This is a genomic window from Paracoccus liaowanqingii (genome assembly GCF_004683865.2).
GTDB lineage: Bacteria > Pseudomonadota > Alphaproteobacteria > Rhodobacterales > Rhodobacteraceae > Paracoccus > Paracoccus liaowanqingii.
This window is the reverse complement of record NZ_CP038439.1, coordinates 535,599-549,078: the sequence shown is the minus strand read 5'-3', so window position 1 is coordinate 549,078 and position 13,480 is coordinate 535,599. Positions and strand designations below refer to the sequence as shown.

Below are 13,480 nucleotides of genomic sequence, written 5' to 3'. Positions count from 1 at the left end.
ACCCGAGAGGCCCCGATAGCCATATCAGGGATCAAAGGAGCGCCCCCATGTTCATCCAGACCGAGACGACGCCGAACCCCGCGACGCTGAAATTCCTGCCCGGTGAATCGGTGCTGGGCAGCGGCACCGCCGATTTCCCCTCGCCCGACACCGGGGCCTCGTCGCCCCTGGCGCGGCGCATCTTCGCCGTCGAGGGCGTGACCGGGGTCTTCCTGGGCCGCGACTTCGTGACCGTGACCAAGGCCGATGCGGCAGCCTGGGACCATCTCAAGCCGTCGGTGCTGGGCGCGATCATGGAGCATTTCCAGTCGGGCGCCCCGGCCATCGAGGGCGCGGCCCCCGAAAGCGCCGGACATGCCGCCCATGAGGCGGGCCCGGATGCCGAGATCGTGGGCCAGATCAAGGAGCTGCTGGACACCCGCGTGCGGCCCGCCGTGGCGCAGGATGGCGGCGACATCACCTTCCACGGCTTCGACCGGGGCATCGTCTACCTGCACATGCAGGGCGCCTGCGCGGGCTGCCCCTCGTCGACCCTGACGCTGAAGATGGGGATCGAGAACCTGCTGCGCCATTACATCCCCGAGGTGGTCGAGGTCCGGCCCGTTGCCTGATCTGATCGTTCTGGGCTTCGATACATCGGCCGCGCATTGCGCGGCCGCTTTGTTGCAGGGCGGGGCGCTGGTCGCCGCGCGCCACGAGGACATGGCCAAGGGCCAGGCCGAACGGCTGATGCCGATGCTGGAGGAACTGCTGGTCGAGGCCGGTCTGGGCTGGCGCGATCTGGACGTGATCGGGGTGGGCACCGGCCCCGGAAACTTCACCGGCATCCGGGTCGGGGTGGCGGCGGCCCGCGGCCTGGCGGTGGCGCTGCGCATCCCGGCCATCGGCGTGGGCGCCCCCGAGGCGCTGGCCTTCGGGCAGGTCCGGCCCTGCCGCGTGGTGATCCCCGGCCGCCGCGGCGAGGTGATCTGGCAGGATTTCACGGCCGACGACCCCAAGGCCCCGGCCGAAAGCCGCCCGCAGCAGGCTGCCGCCGATGCGCTGCCGCCCGGCCCCGCACCGGCGGCGCCGGTGGTGGGGATCGCCGAGGGCGTGGCGCGCCTGGCCGCCCTGCGCTCGGACAGCCCGCAGCCGCGCCCGGCACCGCAATACCTGCGCGCGGCGGATGCCGCCCCCGCCCGCGAGGCGCCTCCGGTCATCCTGCCGTGACGGGCGGCCTGGCAGGCACCCCCGCCGGCCCGGGGATCGGGGACGACCCGCGGGCGTCCTTCGACCCGCAGGCGCTGGCGCTGCTGCATGCGCGCTGCTTCACCCTGCCCCGGCCCTGGTCGGCGGCGGAATTCGAAAGTCTCATCGCCCTGCCCGGCAGTTTCCTGCTGACCGAACCGCAGGGCTTCCTGCTGGGCCGCGCGGTCGCGGACGAGGCTGAACTGCTGACCATCGCGGTCGCGCCCGAGGCGCGGCGGGGGGCACGGGGCGGCGGCTGATTGCCTTCTTCGCAGGCAGGGCACAGGCCATGGGCGCGGCGACTGCCTTTCTGGAGGTCGCGGCGGACAACCTTGCGGCGCGCCGGCTCTATTCCGTCACGGGCTGGGTGGAAGCCGGGACGCGGCGGCGATATTACGGGCCTGCGACGGATGCGATCGTGATGCGCCTGACGCTGCGTGCCACCCAAGAAGGCGGTTGACCGACCCCGACCGATGCGCCCTAATCGGGCCATCGACGGGCCCGTTGAATCGCCCGTGAAAAACAGGATGAGGTTCCTTGATGTCCCTGATGAAATCGCTTCTGGCGGGTGCGGCCCTGACCGGTCTGACGGCGGGCGCGGCCCTGGCCGATCCGGCCCTGATCTATGATCTGGGCGGCAAGTTCGACAAGTCCTTCAACGAGGCCGCCTACATGGGCGCCGCCCGGTGGGTCGAGGAGACCGGCGGCACCTATCGCGAGCTGGAGATGCAGTCCGAGGCGCAGCGCGAGCAGGCCCTGCGCCGTCTGGCGGAATCGGGATCGAACCCGATCGTCATGACCGGCTTCGCCTTCGGCGACGTGCTGACGCAGGTGGCGGGCGACTATCCGGACACGAAGTTCGCGATCATCGACATGGTGGTCGAGGCGCCGAACGTGCAGTCGGTCGTCTTCACCGAGGAGCAGGGCAGCTATCTGGCCGGGATCATGGCCGGCATGGCCTCGGAATCCGGCACCGTCGGCTTCATCGGCGGCATGGACATCCCGCTGATCCACAAGTTCGAATGCGGCTTCGCCCAAGGCTTCAAGTCGGTCCAGCCCGAGGGCAGCGTACTGATCAACTATACCGGCACGACCCCCGCCGCCTGGAACGACCCGGTGCGCGGCGGAGAGCTGACGCGCGCCCAGATCTCGCAGGGCGCCGACGTGATCTATGCCGCGGCGGGCGGCACCGGCATCGGCATCCTGCAGACCGCGGCGGACGAGGGCATCCTGTCCATCGGCGTGGACAGCAACCAGAACGCGCTGCATCCGGGGCAGGTGCTGACCTCGATGGTCAAGCGCGTGGACAATGCCGTCTATGAGGCCTTCGTGGCGGGCGCTGATCTGGAGCCGGGCATCCGGGTCATGGACCTGGCCGCCGCCGGCGTGGATGTGGCGGTGGACGAGTCCAACGCCGACCTGGTGACGGCCGAGATGCAGGCCGCCGTGGACGAGGCCAAGGCGGGCATCTCGTCGGGCGAGATCGCGGTCCATGACTACATGACCGACAACGCCTGCCCGGCGTCCTGATGACGGCTGCAGGCGATGCGATGGGGGGGCGGTCCGCTGCGGCCGCCCCCGCTGCCATCGAGCTGCGCGGCATCTCGAAGGCCTTCGGCGCGGTTCAGGCGAACCGCGACATCAACCTGACCGTGCCGCGCGGCACCATCCACGGCGTCATCGGCGAGAACGGCGCGGGCAAGTCGACGCTGATGTCGATCCTGTACGGATTCTACAAGCCCGATGCGGGCGAGATCCTGGTGGGCGGCACGCCCGTCACCATCGCCGACAGCCAGACCGCGATCCGCGCGGGCATCGGCATGGTCTTCCAGCATTTCAAGCTGGTGCAGAACTTCACCGTCCTGGAAAACGTCATCCTGGGGGTCGAGGACGGCGCCCTGCTGCGCCCGTCGCTGTCCAAGGCGCGCGGCGTGCTGAAGCAGCTGGCCGCCGACTATCAGCTGAGCGTCGATCCCGACGAGACGGTCGAGAACCTGTCCGTGGGCCACCAGCAGCGGGTCGAGATCCTCAAGGCGCTGTACCGCCAGGCCGACATCCTGATCCTGGACGAGCCCACGGGCGTGCTGACCCCCGCCGAGGCCGACCACCTGTTCCGCATCCTGGAAGGGCTGAAGGCCGAGGGCAAGACGATCATCCTGATCACCCACAAGCTGCGCGAGATCATGGAGATCACCGACAACGTCTCGGTCATGCGCCGCGGCGAGATGGTGGCCTCGGTCAAGACGTCCGAGACCAGCCCCGAGCAGCTGGCCGAACTGATGGTGGGCCGCAAGGTCCTGCTGAACGTGGACAAGACCCCGGCGCGGCCCCAGGCCCCGGTGCTGGAGGTCCGCGACCTGACCATGCGCGATGCCGAGGGCGTCGAGCGCCTGCGCGGCATCAGCCTGGACATCCGCGCCGGAGAGATCCTGGGCATCGCGGGCGTCAGCGGCAACGGCCAGACGCAGCTGCTGGAGATCCTGGGCGGATACCCTGAGAAGGGCGCCCGGATCGGCGGCAGTGCCCGGATGAACGGCACCCCCCTGCCCCTGTCGGGCGCGGGCTGCGACGCCGGACAGCGCCGCCGCGACGGCATCGGCCACATCCCTGAGGACCGTCAGGTCGAGGGGCTGATCATGGATTTCACCGCATGGGAGAACGTGGCCTTCGGCTGGCATGACGCGCCCGAGTTCAACAAGGGCTGGCTGATGGACAACGACGCCATCCGCCGCGACGCGCAGGCCAAGATGGAGCGGTTCGACGTGCGCCCCCGCGACTGCCACCTGGCGGCGCGCAACTTCTCGGGCGGGAACCAGCAGAAGATCGTGGTGGCGCGCGAGATCGAGCGCAATCCCGACCTGCTGCTGATCGGCCAGCCCACGCGCGGCGTGGATATCGGCGCGATCGAGTTCATTCACAAGCAGATCGTCGCGCTCCGCGACGCGGGCAAGGCGATCCTTCTGGTCTCGGTCGAGCTGGACGAGATCCTGGCCCTGTCCGACCGCGTGGCGGTGATGTTCGACGGCCGCATCATGGGCGAGCGCCTGCCCGGCCAGACCACAACGGGCGAACTGGGCCTGCTGATGGCGGGCGTCACCGACACCGACCATATCCCTGCGGAGGCCGGCATTCCGCCCGAGGTCGCCCATGTCGACGAACTGCCACGAGGACGCGCCTGATGGACAAGATGCCGAAATGGGCCGACGTGATCCTGACGCCGCTGATCTCTCTGATCCTCGCCATGGGGATCTCGGCGCTGGTGATCCTGGCCATCGGGGAAAGCCCGTGGATGGCGCTGACCACGATGGTCGAAGGCGCCTTGGGGTCCAGCTATGGCTGGGGGTTCACGCTGTATTACGCGACGAATTTCGTCTTCACCGGGCTGGCCGTGATGGTCGCCTATCACGCGAGCCTCTTCAACATCGGCGGCGAGGGGCAGGCAGCGATGGGGGGCCTGGGCGTCGCGCTGGTCCTTCTGTACCTGCCGCTGCCGCATTGGGCGATCGCCCTGCCGGTGGCGATGGTGGGGGCCGCGGCCTTCGGGGCGGCCTGGGCCTTCCTGCCCGCCTTCCTGCAGGCCAAGCGCGGCAGCCATATCGTGATCACGACGATCATGTTCAACTTCATCGCCGCCGCCCTGCTGAATTATGTGCTGGTCAACCAGCTGCGCCCGGTGGGCAGCATGGACCCGGCCTCGGCCCGCTTCCCCGAGGCGACCAACCTGCCCGCCCTGACCGACATCGCCGCCGCGATGGGCTTTGACTGGGGCCGCAACTCGCCCGTCAACGTGACCTTCCTGGTGGCGCTGGCGGCCTGCTTCCTGATCTGGGTGCTGATCTGGCGCACGCGGCTTGGCTATCAGATCCGCGTGCTGGGCCGGTCCGAACCCGGCGCCGTCTATGCCGGCATCAACCCGGTCTGGATCACCGTCATCGCCATGCTTATCTCGGGCGGGCTGGCGGGCATGATGGCCATCAACAACGTCATGGGCGAGGCGGAACGTCTGGTCCTGAACGCGGTCGAGGGCGCGGGCTTCATCGGCATCGCGGTGGCCCTGATGGGCCGCAACCACCCGCTTGGCATCCTGCTGGCGGCGTTGCTCTTCGGGTTCCTCTATCAGGGCGGCGGAGAGCTGGCCCTGTGGACCTCAATCCCGCGCGAGCTGATCATCGTCATCCAGGCGCTTGTGATCCTCTTCACCGGGGCGCTGGACAACATGGTCCGCATGCCGCTGGAGCGGCTGTTCCTGACCATGCGCCGCACCAGCCGGGGGGCGGTGAAATGAACATCCGCGAATCGCTGATCGCGATCCTGGTGCTGGGGATCTGCGTGGTCTGGGCGCTGGCCGACGGCGCCGCCGCCCAGCAGGGCATCGGCAGCGCGCTGCGCCTGATGACGCCGCTGCTGCTGGCCTGTCTGGCGGGGCTTTATTCCGAACGCGCCGGCGTTTTCGACATCGGGCTGGAGGGCAAGATGCTGATGGCGGCCTTCACCGCCGCCTCGGTCGCCTACATCACCGGCAGCGCCTGGCTGGGGCTGGCGGCGGGCATCGGCGGGTCGCTGGCGCTGTCGCTGATCCACGGGCTGGCCTCGATCACCTTCATGGGCAACCAGCTGATCTCGGGCGTGGCGATCAACTTCCTGGCCTCGGGGCTGACGGTGCTGATCGGGCAGAACGCCTTCGGCTTGGGCGGCCGCACGCCCGCCCTGACCGGCGCGGGCCGGTTCGGCCCCATCACCCTGCCCGGCGCCGAAGCCCTACGCGACGTGCCCCTGCTGGGGCCGATCTATTCGGGCCTGATCTCGGGCCAGACGATCCTGGTCTATGTGGCCTTCGCGATGGTGCCGATCACCTGGTTGGTGCTCTATCGCACGCGCTTCGGGCTGCGGCTGCGGGCGGTGGGCGAAAACCCGGCCTCGGTCGACACGGCGGGGATCTCGGTCACGCGGCTGCGCTACACGGCGGTGGCCATCGCGGGCATCCTCTGCGGCATCGCGGGCGCCTATCTGGCCACCGGCCTCTCGGCGGGTTTCGTCAAGGAGATGACGGCGGGCCGCGGCTTCATCGCGCTGGCCGCGCTGATCTTCGCCAAGTGGCGGCCTTGGCAGGCCCTGTTCGCGACCTTCCTCTTCGGCCTTCTCGAGGCGATAGCCAACCTCTATCCCAATCTGGATCTGGGAGTCGTCGTGGTGCCGTCGATGTTCATGAACGCGCTGCCCTACATCCTGACGGTGATCATCCTGGCGGGCTTCGTGGGCCGCGCCATCCCCCCCCGCGCCGGAGGAGAGCCCTATGTCAAGGAGCGCTGATCTGGCCGCGCTGATCCGCGAGCGCGCAGGAGACCAGGCCCCGGACTATGGCCTGATCCTCGGCTCGGGCTTGGGCCATCTGGCGGCGCAGGTTCAGGGCGTGGCGATCCCCTACGATGACCTGCCGGGCTTTCCCCATGCGGGCGTCTCGGGCCATGTCCCGCAGCTGGTCATCGGCCAGCTGGAGGGCAGGCGCGTCGCGGTCTTCGGGGGCCGGTCGCATTACTACGAACGGGGCCGGGCGGATGCGATGCGCCTGCCGCTGGAGACCCTGGCCGCGCTTGGCTGCGAAAAACTGATCCTGACCAATGCGGCGGGCTCGCTGCGCGCCGACATTCCCACCGGCGGGCTGATGCTGCTCAACGACCACATCGCCTTCGCGGGCACCAACCCCCTGATCGGAGAGGCCACCGACGCGCGCTTCGTGCCGATGACCGACGCCCATGACGCCCGGATGCGCGCGGCCCTGTCGGCTGCGGCGCAGGCCGAGGGGGTGGATCTGCCCGAGGGCGTCTATTGCTGGTTCTCGGGCCCCAGCTTCGAGACCCCGGCCGAGATCCGCGCCGCCCGCATCCTGGGCGCCAACGCGGTCGGCATGTCGACGGTCCCCGAGATCATCCTGTCGCGCTTCCTGGGCCTGCGGACGGCAGCCATCTCGGTCGTCACGAACATGGGCGCGGGCCTCTCGGACGAGGCGATCAGCCACGACCACACCAAGGCCATGGCCCCCCTGGGCGCGGCCAAGCTGGAACGCGTGCTGCGCCGCTTCCTGCGCGACGCCGCCTGAAGACCCGCCCCTGCGGCGGTCCGAAAAGATCCCCGCCGGAGGCATCGGCGCGCGCCACAGGCACAGCCCTCAGCCGCCCAAGCGCCGCAGCCCGTCCTCGACGGCGCCTGTCGCCGCGTCCAGATCGGCCAGCGTCGCGATCGCGACGGTCCCGCCGCGCCCGTCCTCGTGGCGCATCCGGTGACGCTGATAGCGCGGGTCGTAATGATGGCGCAGCAGCCCCTCGGACAGGGCCTGCCAATCCTGCCGGGCCAGCATCGCGCGCCAGTCCTCCAGCCGCTCGGCGGGATGCAGGGGCGCCAGCAGGTCCAGGATGCCGGCCACGCGGGCGGGATCCTCGACCATGTCGCCATAGCTGGCGGCGGTGAAGGCGGCGCGGGCCTCGACCGGCACCTGCATCTGCAGGCGCGGCGCGGCGCAGATCGCCTGCCACATCGCCTTGGGCACGTTGACCACGCCGATGCGGCTGCTCTCGGCCTCGACCAGCACCGGGCGGGCGGGGTCCAGCCTCTCCATCGCCAGGGCCAGGCGCCCCTCGAACATCTTCTGGCTGGGCTGGCCGCCGGGCATGGCACCGAACAGGCTGCCGCGATGGTTGGCCAGCCCCTCCAGGTCGATCACCTGATGCCCCCGCGCGGCCAGCCGCTGCAGGATCGCGGTCTTGGCGCTGCCGGTATTGCCGTCCAGCACCACCACCGGCGACGGCACCGGGCCGTTCTGCACCCGTTCGACCACCAGCGCGCGCCAGGCCTTGTAGCCGCCCTCGATCCGGCCCACGCGCCAGCCGATCTGGCCAAGGATCGTGGCGAAGCTGCCCGATCTCTGCCCGCCCCGCCAGCAATAGACCAAGGGACGCCACGCGCCCCCCCGGTCCATCAGCGTGCCGGTGATGTGGCGGGCCGAATTGACCGCGACCAGCGCCGCGCCGATCTTGCGCGCGTCGAACGGAGAGACCTGCTTGTAGATCGTGCCCACGCGGGCGCGTTCCTCGTCATCCAGCACGGGCAGGTTGATCGCGCCCGGCAGGTGATCCTCGGCAAATTCGGCGGGGGCACGCACGTCGATGATCTGGTCGAACCCCGCCAGCGCGGGGTCCGACAGGCCGGCCAGTCGCAGCGTCAAGGTCAGAAGACGTAGACGGGCGTGCCGAGTGGCACCTGGTCGAAGAGGCTGATCACCGCCTCGTTGCGCATCCTGAGGCAGCCGTTCGACACGGCCTGGCCGATCGAGCCGGGCTGCGTCGTGCCGTGGATGCGGATCGCGGTGTCGTTGCCGCGATCGTCATACAGGTACAGCGCGCGGGCCCCCAGGGGGTTCTGCGGCCCGCCCGGCATGCCGTCGGCATATTGCTGATAGGCGTCGGGGTTGCGCTCGATCATGTCGTTGGTGGGGCGCCAGCTGGGCCATTCGACCTTGCGCCCGATGGTGGCCTTGCCCTTCCAGACCAGCTCGGCCGTGCCCACGGCCACGCCATAGCGCACCGCCCGACCCGGCGCCGTCACGTGATACAGGAAAAAGTCGCGGCTGACGACGACGATGCTGCCGACCTCGAAATCGTTGCGGATGGCGACCTCGACCGGCGCATAGGGATCGACCGCGGGAACCGCGGCGGCGGCCGGGGCTGCGGGAGCGGCCTGCGCCATCGCCAGCGCCGGGGCGGCGGCCAGCAGGGCGGCCAGGGAGATGATCTGACGACGGTTCATGGCGGGGTCCTCGTCCGGTTGTCGTTGGCTCCCCGGATACAGCCAAACCGCCCCCGCCCGCAACTCACGACGCTGTTGCGGGGCCATTCGGGACCCGGCGGGCTTGACCAGCGGGCATCGCGGCCACATCTTCCCCTCCATGAGCTGCCCCCATGCCCGTCCCGCCCCCGAGGCCTGCCAACCCGCCCGGCGCGCGGCGGCCCGCCTGGCGCATCGCTGCCGGGGCCGGGGCGACCGGGCCTGCCGCTGTCACATGACCGCCCGTCCCCGGCTGGCGCGGCCCGTGCCCCGGCCCCGGCCCGACCGGGACGGACATCTTGCGGCCCCAAGCCGCCGCGACCTGCCCGATATGGCCCCCCTGCGCCCGCAAGCGCCCCCGCGTCCCTGAAGGATCTGCGCCCGACCCGCATCCTCAGTGGAAATCGACATGACCCCTGCGACCCGTCTTGACCTGCCCATCCCCGACATCAGCTGCGGCGCCTGTGCCGCCCGCGTCACCCGTGCGCTGACCGCCCTGCCGGGCCTTGGCGAGATCTCGGTCAATCCCGTCACGAAACAGGCCCGCGTGACCCTGGACGGCGCCACCCTGCCCCAGGTGCAGGCGGCGCTGGCCGATGCGGGCTATCCCGCCACCCTGCCCGTCACCCGGCTGAGCATCGAGGGGATGAGCTGCGCCTCGTGTTCCGGCCGGGTGGGGCGGGCGCTGTCGGCGCGCCCCGACGTGGCGGAGGCGCAGGTGAACCTGGCCACCCACCGGGCCCGGGTGACCCATGCCCCCGGCCTGACCCCGCAGGCGCTGGCGCGGATCGTCACCGATCTGGGCTATCCGGCGGTCGTGATGCAGGACGGCCCCGCCGCCCCGCCGCCGGACGAGGTTCCCGCGCTGCGCCGGGCGGTGCTGACCGCCGCCCTGCTGACCCTGCCCGTCTTCGCGGTCGAGATGGGCGGCCATCTGGTCCCCGCCGTCCACCACTGGCTGCACGGGCTGGTGCCGATGCAGGCGCTGTGGCTGGCGCAGATGGTCTTGGTTCTGGCGGTGCTGGCCGGGCCGGGGCGGCGGTTCTTCACCACCGGCATCCCGGCGCTGCTGCGCGGCGCGCCCGAGATGAACAGCCTGGTCGCACTTGGCGCCGGAACCGCCTTCGCCTTCTCGAGTGTGGTGACGCTGGCGCCGCAGCTGGTGCCCGAAGCCTCGCGGCAGGTCTGGTTCGAGGCGGCGGCGGTCATCGTCACGCTGATCCTGACCGGACGCTGGCTGGAGGCCCGCGCCAAGGGTCAGGCGGGCGCCGCGATCCGCGCGCTGGTGGCCCTGACCCCGGACGAGGCGACCGCGCTGCGTGACGGCCGGCCCGTCAAGGTCGCCGTGGCCGACTTGCGCCCCGGCGATCTGGTCCGGCTGGCCCCCGGGGAGCGCGTGGCGCTGGACGGCATCCTGACCGAAGGCTCGGGGCCGATCGACGAATCCATGCTGACCGGCGAACCGGTACCCGCCGCCAAGGTGCCGGGCGATGCGGTGACCGGGGGCACGGTCAACGGCCTGTCCGCGCTGACCTATCGCGTCACCGCGACCGGGTCGGACACGGTCCTGTCGCGCATCGTGGCGCTGGTCGAGGAGGCGCAGGCCGCGCGGCTGCCGGTGCAGGCGCTGGTCGACCGGGTGACGCGGGTCTTCGTGCCCGTGGTCATGGCGCTGGCCCTGCTGACCTTCGCGCTGTGGCTGGGCTTCGGCCCCGATCTGGGCCATGCGGTCGTGGCGGCGGTCTCGGTCCTGATCATCGCCTGCCCCTGCGCCATGGGGCTGGCGGTGCCGGTCTCGATCATGGTCGGCAGCGGGCGGGGCGCGCAGCTGGGCGTGCTGTTCCGGCGCGGCGACGCGCTGCAGAAGCTGGCCTCGGCCCGCATCGTGGGCTTCGACAAGACCGGCACGCTGACGCAGGGGCGGCCCCGCGTCACCGCGATCTGGACCGCAGGGATCGCCGGCGACCAAGCCCTGCGCCTGACCGCCGCCGCCGAGGCGCGGTCCGAGCATCCCCTGGCCGCCGCCATCCTGGCCGAGGCGCAGGGCCTGGACCTGCCCCCGGCGGACGAGGTGACCGCCGCGCCGGGCCTTGGCCTGTCGGCCCGGGTCGAGGGGCAGGCCCTGCGCATCGGCAACCGTGCCGCGCTGGAGGCCGCGGGCATCGCCCCGGTCCCGGCTCTGATGGCCCGGGCGGACCAGGCGGCCTCCGAAGGCGCGACGCCGGTGCATCTGGCCGTGGATGGCACCCATGTCGCCAGCTTCGCGCTGGCCGATCCCGAGCGCCCCGAATCGGTGAAGGCCATCGCCGCCCTGCAGGCGATGGGATTGCAGACCGTGATGCTGTCGGGCGACCTGCCCGCCACGGCGCGGGCCGTGGGTGCGCGGCTTGGGATCGGCCGGGTCGAGGCGGGCCTGTCGCCCGAGGACAAGCTGGTCGCGATCCGCGCGATGGGGCCGGGCAGCGTCTTCGTGGGCGACGGCATCAACGATGCCCCCGCCCTGGCCGCCGCCGAGACCGGCATCGCCATCGGGACCGGCACCGACATCGCCATCGAATCGGCGGATGCGGTGCTGATGTCGGGCGATCCCACCGGCGTCGTGCGCGCCATCCGGCTGTCGCGGGCGGTGATGCGCAACATCCGCCAGAACCTGTTCTGGGCCTTCGCCTACAATGTCGCGCTGATCCCGGTGGCCATGGGGGTGCTGGTGCCCTTCGGCGGGCCGCAGCTGTCGCCGATGCTGGGGGCGGGGGCGATGGCGCTGTCCTCGGTCTTCGTGGTGGGCAATGCCCTGCGCCTGAGGAGAGCCGCATGACCCTGACCCGACGCCGTCTTCTGGCCCTGACCGCCGCCCTGCCCCTGGCCCGGCCGGGCTGGGCGCAGCCGGCCGCGCTGCCCCGCATCCTGTGCTTTGGGGACAGCCTGACGGCGGGCTACGGGCTGGGCCGGGCCGAGGGGCTGGTGCCGCAGCTCTCAGACTGGCTGGCCGCCGCCGGGCGACCCGCGCAGCTGATCGACGGGGGGCTGTCGGGCGACACGACCACGGGCGGGCGGGTGCGCATCGAGTTCTCGATGCGCCGCCACCGGCCCGATGCGGTCATCGTCGAGCTGGGCGGCAACGACATGCTGCGCGGCTGGCAGCCCGCGGCTGGCGAGGCGAACCTGGACGCGATCCTGACCACGGCGGGCGCGGGCGGGCGGCCGGTGCTGCTGGTGGGGATCCATGCGCCGGGGGGCGATCCCGCCTGGCGACGGGGCTGGGCCGAGATCTGGCCGCGTCTGGCGGCGCGCCACGATACGCTGCTGCTGGCCGATCTTTATGCGCCGCTGGCCGCCGTGGCCCCGGACGACCGGGGGCCGTTGCTGCTGCGCGACGGGGTTCACCCCTCGGCGGCGGGCGTCGAACTGATCGTAAATCATCTGGGCCCGGTCGCGGCCGAACTGGTCGCGCGGGTCGGGTAGTGCGGTAGGGCGGCCCCGCGCGGGACCGCCCCCGGACTGTCAGTGACCGGCGTGCGGGTCGGCCTCCGAGGCCGCTGCCGCATCCTCGGGGGAGCGCTGGTTGTCGACGACGGCCTCAGCCTCTTCGGTGCCGCAATCGCCGAAATCCAGGGTCAGGGTCAGGCTGTCGCCATCGGTCAGGGGATCGGTCAGGCCCAGCAGCATGATGTGATCGCCCCCGCGCGCCAGATCATGGGTCTGCCCGGGCTCGACGGGAATGCCACCGTCGATCCGGCCCATCTTCATCACGCCATCCTCTTCCAGATGGGTGTGCAGCTCGGCCCGCTCGGCGGCCTCGGTGGTCACCGAGTGCAGGGTGCAGGGCACCTGCCGGTGATTTTCCAGCTGCAGGAAGACCGCGCCCACCTGGGGGTTGGTGCTGCGGACATAGGCGTCGTTGATGTGCATGCCGTCATGGGCCAGCGCGGCCACGGGCAAAAGGGCCGCGATCGCGGCTAGGGTCAGGGTTTTCATGTCGGGTCCTTGGGTGGTCGTTCGGGGAAGGGTCAGGCGAAGCCCGCCCCCGGCGGATCCCGGACCCGCACCGGCCCCAGCCTTTCGGACCCCTGCCCCGCGCCCCGGTCGGGCCGCACGTCCCGGGCATGGCCCACCCGCAGGGGCAGCGCCACGTCGGCGGGACCGATGGCCGCCAGCAGCGACAGGGCCATGTCAGGGCACAGATGGGTGCGGCGGCCCTGGTCGCCGGGGAGGTCGATGGTGACGATGCCATGCCCGGTGCACAGCACGATCTGCTCGCCCGACCGCACCGTGCCCCGCGCAGCCCCCAGCCCGATGCTGGTCAGCATCACGACAAGGATCAGGATCAGGGGCAAGGGTCGGATCATGAGCGGCAATCTAGCCCGGGGGCGCGGCAGGGTCAGCAGCCAATCGGTCGCAGCGCGGGCAGGCCCCGCACGGACCACATGCAAAAGCC

The 13,480-nt window shown here is 71.2% G+C and carries 16 protein-coding genes; 12 read left to right on the top strand and 4 right to left on the bottom strand.

What is annotated here, in order from left to right; all coding sequences use genetic code 11:
• Positions 1–47: 47 nt before the first annotated feature.
• From E4191_RS02630 to E4191_RS02595, 9 genes are all read left to right on the top strand, one after another.
• Entirely contained in the window at positions 48–611 is a 564-nt protein-coding gene (locus E4191_RS02630) for a NifU family protein (RefSeq protein ID WP_135312031.1), read from the top strand.
• Complete coding sequence (tsaB, locus tag E4191_RS02625) at positions 604–1,209, top strand: tRNA (adenosine(37)-N6)-threonylcarbamoyltransferase complex dimerization subunit type 1 TsaB (protein WP_135312030.1); 606 nt, start codon at positions 604–606, stop codon at positions 1,207–1,209. Before E4191_RS02630 ends, tsaB begins: the two co-directional genes overlap by 8 nt.
• Positions 1,206–1,487 (top strand): hypothetical protein, encoded by a 282-nt coding sequence (locus tag E4191_RS24805; RefSeq protein ID WP_407947041.1) that lies wholly within the window; start codon positions 1,206–1,208, stop codon positions 1,485–1,487. Before tsaB ends, E4191_RS24805 begins: the two co-directional genes overlap by 4 nt.
• A 29-nt stretch (positions 1,488–1,516) precedes the next feature.
• Positions 1,517–1,687: a GNAT family protein gene (locus E4191_RS24800; protein ID WP_407947040.1), complete on the top strand. Its 171-nt coding sequence runs from the start codon at positions 1,517–1,519 to the stop codon at positions 1,685–1,687.
• Positions 1,688–1,767: 80 nt separating this feature from the next.
• A complete protein-coding gene (locus E4191_RS02615; protein WP_135312029.1) occupies positions 1,768–2,757 on the top strand; it encodes a BMP family lipoprotein in 990 nt (329 codons plus the stop codon).
• Positions 2,757–4,406, top strand: coding sequence for an ABC transporter ATP-binding protein (locus tag E4191_RS02610; RefSeq protein ID WP_228461491.1), 1,650 nt, complete (start codon positions 2,757–2,759; stop codon positions 4,404–4,406). Before E4191_RS02615 ends, E4191_RS02610 begins: the two co-directional genes overlap by 1 nt.
• Positions 4,406–5,512 carry an ABC transporter permease gene (locus E4191_RS02605; protein WP_135312028.1) on the top strand — a complete coding sequence of 369 codons (1,107 nt, stop codon included), beginning with the start codon at positions 4,406–4,408 and terminating at the stop codon, positions 5,510–5,512. Before E4191_RS02610 ends, E4191_RS02605 begins: the two co-directional genes overlap by 1 nt.
• Complete coding sequence (locus E4191_RS02600; RefSeq protein ID WP_135312027.1) at positions 5,509–6,537, top strand: ABC transporter permease; 1,029 nt, start codon at positions 5,509–5,511, stop codon at positions 6,535–6,537. The genes E4191_RS02605 and E4191_RS02600 overlap by 4 nt, the downstream gene beginning before the upstream one ends.
• Positions 6,521–7,324, top strand: a complete 804-nt coding sequence (locus E4191_RS02595; RefSeq protein ID WP_135312026.1) for a purine-nucleoside phosphorylase — start codon at positions 6,521–6,523, stop codon at positions 7,322–7,324. The genes E4191_RS02600 and E4191_RS02595 overlap by 17 nt, the downstream gene beginning before the upstream one ends.
• A gap of 69 nt (positions 7,325–7,393) precedes the next feature.
• Here E4191_RS02595 and mnmH read toward each other — a convergent pair whose 3' ends face one another.
• Positions 7,394–8,446: a tRNA 2-selenouridine(34) synthase MnmH gene (gene mnmH, locus E4191_RS02590; RefSeq protein ID WP_135312025.1), complete on the bottom strand. Its 1,053-nt coding sequence runs from the start codon at positions 8,444–8,446 to the stop codon at positions 7,394–7,396.
• Between the two features lie 2 nt (positions 8,447–8,448).
• Positions 8,449–9,027, bottom strand: coding sequence for a L,D-transpeptidase (locus tag E4191_RS02585; RefSeq protein WP_135312024.1), 579 nt, complete (start codon positions 9,025–9,027; stop codon positions 8,449–8,451).
• Positions 9,028–9,166: 139 nt separating this feature from the next.
• Between E4191_RS02585 and E4191_RS02580 the strand changes: the two genes are divergently transcribed.
• From E4191_RS02580 to E4191_RS02570, 3 genes are read left to right on the top strand one after another with little or no spacing between them, the layout of a single operon-like run.
• Positions 9,167–9,415, top strand: a complete 249-nt coding sequence (locus E4191_RS02580) for a hypothetical protein (protein WP_139615462.1) — start codon at positions 9,167–9,169, stop codon at positions 9,413–9,415.
• 39 nt (positions 9,416–9,454) lie between these two features.
• Positions 9,455–11,860 carry a heavy metal translocating P-type ATPase gene (locus E4191_RS02575; RefSeq protein WP_135312023.1) on the top strand — a complete coding sequence of 802 codons (2,406 nt, stop codon included), beginning with the start codon at positions 9,455–9,457 and terminating at the stop codon, positions 11,858–11,860.
• Positions 11,857–12,507: an arylesterase gene (locus E4191_RS02570; protein WP_135312022.1), complete on the top strand. Its 651-nt coding sequence runs from the start codon at positions 11,857–11,859 to the stop codon at positions 12,505–12,507. The genes E4191_RS02575 and E4191_RS02570 overlap by 4 nt, the downstream gene beginning before the upstream one ends.
• A 39-nt stretch (positions 12,508–12,546) precedes the next feature.
• Here E4191_RS02570 and E4191_RS02565 read toward each other — a convergent pair whose 3' ends face one another.
• Both E4191_RS02565 and E4191_RS02560 read right to left on the bottom strand, forming a co-directional pair.
• Positions 12,547–13,020: a copper chaperone PCu(A)C gene (locus E4191_RS02565; protein ID WP_135312021.1), complete on the bottom strand. Its 474-nt coding sequence runs from the start codon at positions 13,018–13,020 to the stop codon at positions 12,547–12,549.
• A gap of 32 nt (positions 13,021–13,052) precedes the next feature.
• Positions 13,053–13,391, bottom strand: coding sequence for a hypothetical protein (locus E4191_RS02560; protein WP_135312020.1), 339 nt, complete (start codon positions 13,389–13,391; stop codon positions 13,053–13,055).
• Positions 13,392–13,480 lie beyond the last annotated feature (89 nt).

Coding starts and splice junctions, on each gene's coding strand:
- E4191_RS02630 (WP_135312031.1), top strand. CDS start 48: ATGTTCATCCAGACCGAGACGACGCCGAACCCCGCGACGCTGAAATTC.
- E4191_RS24800 (WP_407947040.1), top strand. CDS start 1,517: ATGGGCGCGGCGACTGCCTTTCTGGAGGTCGCGGCGGACAACCTTGCG.
- E4191_RS02615 (WP_135312029.1), top strand. CDS start 1,768: ATGTCCCTGATGAAATCGCTTCTGGCGGGTGCGGCCCTGACCGGTCTG.
- E4191_RS02610 (WP_228461491.1), top strand. CDS start 2,757: ATGACGGCTGCAGGCGATGCGATGGGGGGGCGGTCCGCTGCGGCCGCC.
- E4191_RS02605 (WP_135312028.1), top strand. CDS start 4,406: ATGGACAAGATGCCGAAATGGGCCGACGTGATCCTGACGCCGCTGATC.
- E4191_RS02600 (WP_135312027.1), top strand. CDS start 5,509: ATGAACATCCGCGAATCGCTGATCGCGATCCTGGTGCTGGGGATCTGC.
- E4191_RS02595 (WP_135312026.1), top strand. CDS start 6,521: ATGTCAAGGAGCGCTGATCTGGCCGCGCTGATCCGCGAGCGCGCAGGA.
- E4191_RS02585 (WP_135312024.1), bottom strand. CDS start 9,027: ATGAACCGTCGTCAGATCATCTCCCTGGCCGCCCTGCTGGCCGCCGCC.
- E4191_RS02580 (WP_139615462.1), top strand. CDS start 9,167: ATGAGCTGCCCCCATGCCCGTCCCGCCCCCGAGGCCTGCCAACCCGCC.
- E4191_RS02575 (WP_135312023.1), top strand. CDS start 9,455: ATGACCCCTGCGACCCGTCTTGACCTGCCCATCCCCGACATCAGCTGC.
- E4191_RS02570 (WP_135312022.1), top strand. CDS start 11,857: ATGACCCTGACCCGACGCCGTCTTCTGGCCCTGACCGCCGCCCTGCCC.
- E4191_RS02565 (WP_135312021.1), bottom strand. CDS start 13,020: ATGAAAACCCTGACCCTAGCCGCGATCGCGGCCCTTTTGCCCGTGGCC.
- E4191_RS02560 (WP_135312020.1), bottom strand. CDS start 13,391: ATGATCCGACCCTTGCCCCTGATCCTGATCCTTGTCGTGATGCTGACC.